Genomic DNA, 4351 nt, shown 5'->3' on the forward strand with positions numbered 1-4351 from the left:
CCTGACCCGCTCCGGCGCGGGGGATGGCCGACGGCCGTTCCCGCGCCGGCCCCGGCGCCTCCCGGGTGGTGGACCGCCCCGACGGGCCGGGCTGGGCCGCGGTGCTGCCCGGCCTAGGATCACGGGGTGGAGGAAGACATCCGGCGGATCGGCATCATGGGCGGCACCTTTGATCCGATCCACCACGGGCACCTCGTCGCGGCCAGCGAGGTGGCGGACCGGTTCGGGTTGGACGAGGTGGTCTTCGTCCCCACCGGTCAGCCCTGGCAGAAGGCGGACGAGCCGGTCAGCCCGCCCGAGGACCGCTACCTGATGACGGTGATCGCCACCGCGTCCAACCCCCGCTTCCAGGTGAGCCGGGTCGACATCGACCGGGCCGGCCCGACCTACACCGTCGACACGCTGCGCGACCTGCACGACGAGTACGGCCCGAAGGTGCAGCTGTTCTTCATCACCGGGGCGGACGCGTTGCAGCGGATCCTCTCCTGGAAGGACCTGGACGAGATCTTCGAGCTGGCGCACTTCATCGGGGTGACCCGGCCGGGCTTCGAGCTCACCGACGCGCACCTGCCCGCCGACACGGTCACCCTGGTGCAGGTCCCCGCGATGGCCATCTCGTCCACCGACTGCCGGGCCCGGGTGGCCCGGGGGGAGCCGGTCTGGTACCTGGTGCCGGACGGTGTGGTGCAGTACATCGCCAAGCGGCGCCTCTACCAGCAGTGACTTCGCCCGGTATCGGATGCTTCGGGCGGGTAACGCGGCCCAACTGGCAGGTCGCGATTCCGTCGTGTGTGAGACGCTTGGAGGATCGCACGGTTGATCGAAGGAGAACGGTGACAGTTTCGGAACGCGCTCACGAGCTGGCGATGGCCGCCGCCCAGGCTGCGGCCGACAAGAAGGCGCAGGACATCGTCATCATCGACGTGGGCGACCAGCTCGCCATCACCGACGCGTTCCTGCTCGCCGCCGCCCCCAACGAGCGTCAGGTGCTCGCCATCGTCGACGCCATCGAGGAGCGGCTGCTCGAGCTGCCGGAGAAGGCCAAGCCGGTCCGGCGCGAGGGCGAGCGGGGCGGCCGCTGGGTGCTGCTCGACTACGTCGACATCGTGGTGCACGTCCAGCACACCGAGGAGCGCGAGTTCTACGCCCTCGACCGGCTTTGGAAGGACTGCCCGACGATCCCGTTCGTGGACCGGGACCTCGTCGAAGCCGAGTCCGGCTCCGGCTCCGCCGCCTCGGAATGACCCGCCTGCTCATCTGGCGGCACGGCAACACCGACTGGAACGCCGCCAGCCGGGTCCAGGGGCAGACCGACGTCCCCCTCAACGACCTCGGCCGGGAGCAGGCTCACGCCGCCGCGCCGCTGCTCGCCGCGCTGCGGCCGGACGCCATCGTGTCCAGCGACCTGAGCCGCGCGGCGGACACCGCCGGCGCGCTGGCCGCGTTGACCGGGCTGCCGGTGCGCACCGACCCGCGGCTGCGCGAGCGCCACTTCGGGCGGTGGCAGGGCCTCCTGCTCTCCGAGGTCGAGCAGCGCTTCCCCGACGAGTACGCCCGCTGGCGGGCCGGTGACCCCGACCCGGGCGCGGACATCGAGGGCCTGGACGACCTCGGCAAGCGCGTCGGCACCGCCCTGCAGGACGCCGCCGACGCGGTGCCCGGCGGGACGATCGTGGTGGCCACCCACGGCGCCGGGGCCCGGCAGGGCTGCGGCCACCTGCTCGGCTGGGACCACCTGGTGATGCGCACCGTCGGCTCGCTGCAGAACTGCCACTGGACGGAGCTGCGCCACAACGACGTCCGGGGCTGGCACCTGCGCGCCCACAATGTCGGCCTGATCACGGCGCCGGCCGCCGCCGAGGCGGTCTGAGCGGCGCAGCCCGGGCGTATCCGGCCGGCATCGGCTAGCGTGCCGGGCATGCCCGTCGCGGTCGTCACCGACTCCACCGCCTACCTCCCGCCCGAGCTGCTGCACACGCACCGGCTGACCGTGGTGCCGCTGACCGTCGTGCTCAACGGTGCGGAGGGGCTGGAGGGGGTGGAGACCTTCCCGGCCGACGCCACCCGCGCGCTCGGCGGCCGGCGCGTCTCGGTGAGCACCTCACGCCCCGCGCCCGAGCAGTTCGCGCGGACGTACCGCGATCTCTTCGACGCCGGCGCCGACGGGATCGTCTCGGTGCACCTGTCGGCCGAGCTCTCCGGCACCGTGGAGGCGGCCCAGCTGGCCGCCGCCGAGTTCGGCGACCGGGTCGCCGTGGTGGACAGCCGGTCGACCGGCATGGGCCTGGGCTTCCCGGCGGTCGCGGCCGCCGCGGCCGCCGCCGGGGGCGCGGACCTGTCGGGCGTACGCGACTCAGCGCTGGACGCGATCTCCCGCACCACCATCTGGTTCTACGTCGACACCCTGGAGTTCCTCCGCCGGGGCGGCCGGATCAACGCCGCCGAGGCGCTGCTCGGCACCGCCCTGTCGGTCAAACCGATCATGCACATGCCGGACGGCGCGATCGTGCTCAAGGACAAGGTGCGCACCGCCAGCCGGGGGATCGCCCGGCTGGTCGACCTGGCCGTCGAGGCGGCCGGCGACGCCGAGGTGGACCTGGGGGTGCACCACCTGGCCGCGCCGCAACGGGCGGAGGCGCTGCTGGAGGCGCTGACCGCCCGGTTCGGCGACCGCCTGCACGACGTGTACGTCTCCGAGGCCGGCGCGGTCGTCGCCGCCCACGCCGGGCCCGGCCTGGCCTGCGTGGTCGTGCACCGACGCCCACCCGCCGCCGTCGCCGACTAGCGTCGGTACGGGACGCTCCGGTCGTTCGGGACGGTCGTTCGGGACGGCCGCTCGGACGGTCGCGAGGGACGGCCGCGCGGGACCGGGTCGCATCCCCGGGCGGCTTCGCGTCGGTGGCGGTGTTCCGGCCGGCCCGCACCGCAAGGGGCGGGACGGTTGCTGGTGCGCGCGCTGCGGAGCTGCCCGCACGAACGGGGCAGCGGGTGCTGCCCGACGGCGAACGGGGATGGTGCGATGTCCTGTGTGGTGACCGGCGGAGGTCGTGGCGTGGGCCGCGCCGTCGTGGAACGGCTCGTCGGAGCGGGCGGCACGGTCGTGGTGATCGAGCACGACCCCGAGGCGGTGGCGTGGCTGACCGCGCATCCGGCCGGGGACCGGCTGGCGGCCGTGGTCGGTGACGCCGCCGACGAGGCGGTCGCCGCCCGCGCCGCCGACCTGGCGGAGCGGGCCGGGCCGCTGACCGGCTGGGTCAACAACGCGGCGGTGTTCCGGGACGCCTCGGTGCACACCGCACCGGCCGGCGAGGTCCTCGACCTGATCGGGCTGAACCTGCGCCCCGCCCTGGTCGGGGCCGCGACGGCGGTGCGCCGCTTCCTCGCCGCCGGTGCGGGCGGAGCCATCGTCAACGTCTCGTCCCACCAGGCCCGCCGGCCGGTGTCCGGCTGCCTGCCGTACGCCACCGCGAAGGCTGCCGTCGAGGGCCTGACCCGGGCGCTGGCCGTCGAGTACGGGCCGCGGGGCATCCGCAGCAACGCGGTCGCGCTCGGCTCGGTCGCGACCGAGCGGCACGCGGCCTTCCTGGCCGAACGGGAACCGGCCGAGGCGGAATGGATCGACGCGGAGCTGATCCGGCTGCACCCGGTCGGCCGGATCGGTCGCCCCGAGGAGGTGGCCGAGGCGGTGGCGTGGCTGCTGTCCCCGGCGGCCGGCTTCGTCAACGGGGTGACCGTGCCCGTCGACGGTGGACGGTCGGTGCTCGGGCTGGACCCCGAGGCGCGCTGACCAGCCGTCCCTCGGCCGCTAGCACGTCCGGCAGGTGATCAGGCGGTTGTCCACAGGGCAGCCTTTCGTCCACAGGCGGGTTCGGAGCATCCTCCGTCGGTCGGGCGCGGCTCCTAGCCTCGCGTCGTGTCCGACGACGAGGAAGCGATGGTCCGGGAGCGCCTGCGCCGCCTGATGACCGACCCGCCGGCGGCGCCGGCTCCGCCCGGGTCGGATCCGGTGCTGTCGTCCGAGTCGCCGGGCGGTCCGACGGCGGGTCAGTCGTGGACGGGCGGGCTGTCCTCCGGGTCGTCCGGCGGTCCGATGCCGAGGGCGGCGTCGACGGGCCGGTTGTCGTTCGCGCCGTCGGGCGATCCCACCGTCCCGTGGGCGGGTCGGTTGCCGTCCGGGTCTTCGACGGTGGCACCGGAGACGTCGGAGGTCGGCGACGGTGGCACGGCGGCGGCACGGCTGACCGGGCCGGCGGCGTTCGACCCGGGCCGGCGGGGCGTGCGGGCGCTGGCCGTGGTCGCCGTGCTGGTGGTGCTCGGGGCCGGCTTCTGGGCCTGGCGGTCCCGGCCGCAG

The 4351-nt window shown here is 74.8% G+C and carries 5 protein-coding genes and 1 pseudogene; all 6 read left to right on the forward strand.

All coding sequences use genetic code 11. From position 1 onward, the window contains the following. The first annotated feature begins 126 nt into the window (after window positions 1-126). The gene (nadD, locus tag NCC78_RS28220; RefSeq protein ID WP_250798314.1) at window positions 127-723 is read left to right on the forward strand and encodes a nicotinate-nucleotide adenylyltransferase; all 597 of its coding nucleotides are present in this window, start codon (window positions 127-129) and stop codon (window positions 721-723) included. 110 nt (window positions 724-833) lie between these two features. Then, window positions 834-1244, forward strand: coding sequence for a ribosome silencing factor (rsfS, locus tag NCC78_RS28225; protein ID WP_250798315.1), 411 nt, complete (start codon window positions 834-836; stop codon window positions 1242-1244). Further along, window positions 1241-1870 (forward strand): histidine phosphatase family protein, encoded by a 630-nt coding sequence (locus NCC78_RS28230; protein WP_250798316.1) that lies wholly within the window; start codon window positions 1241-1243, stop codon window positions 1868-1870. Before rsfS ends, NCC78_RS28230 begins: the two co-directional genes overlap by 4 nt. A gap of 48 nt (window positions 1871-1918) precedes the next feature. Further along, a complete protein-coding gene (locus tag NCC78_RS28235) occupies window positions 1919-2785 on the forward strand; it encodes a DegV family protein (protein ID WP_250798317.1) in 867 nt (288 codons plus the stop codon). A 234-nt stretch (window positions 2786-3019) separates the two neighbouring features. Further along, complete coding sequence (locus NCC78_RS28240) at window positions 3020-3787, forward strand: SDR family NAD(P)-dependent oxidoreductase (RefSeq protein WP_250798318.1); 768 nt, start codon at window positions 3020-3022, stop codon at window positions 3785-3787. A gap of 126 nt (window positions 3788-3913) precedes the next feature. Then, window positions 3914-4351, forward strand: a pseudogene (locus NCC78_RS32265) (hypothetical protein); the annotation flags it as partial.

Source organism: Micromonospora phytophila (genome assembly GCF_023656545.1).
GTDB lineage: Bacteria > Actinomycetota > Actinomycetes > Mycobacteriales > Micromonosporaceae > Micromonospora > Micromonospora phytophila.

Excerpts from the sequence above, each read along its gene's own strand:
- NCC78_RS28230 (WP_250798316.1), top strand. The coding sequence starts at position 1,241 with ATGACCCGCCTGCTCATCTGGCGGCACGGCAACACCGACTGGAACGCC.
- NCC78_RS28235 (WP_250798317.1), top strand. The coding sequence starts at position 1,919 with ATGCCCGTCGCGGTCGTCACCGACTCCACCGCCTACCTCCCGCCCGAG.
- NCC78_RS28240 (WP_250798318.1), top strand. The coding sequence starts at position 3,020 with ATGTCCTGTGTGGTGACCGGCGGAGGTCGTGGCGTGGGCCGCGCCGTC.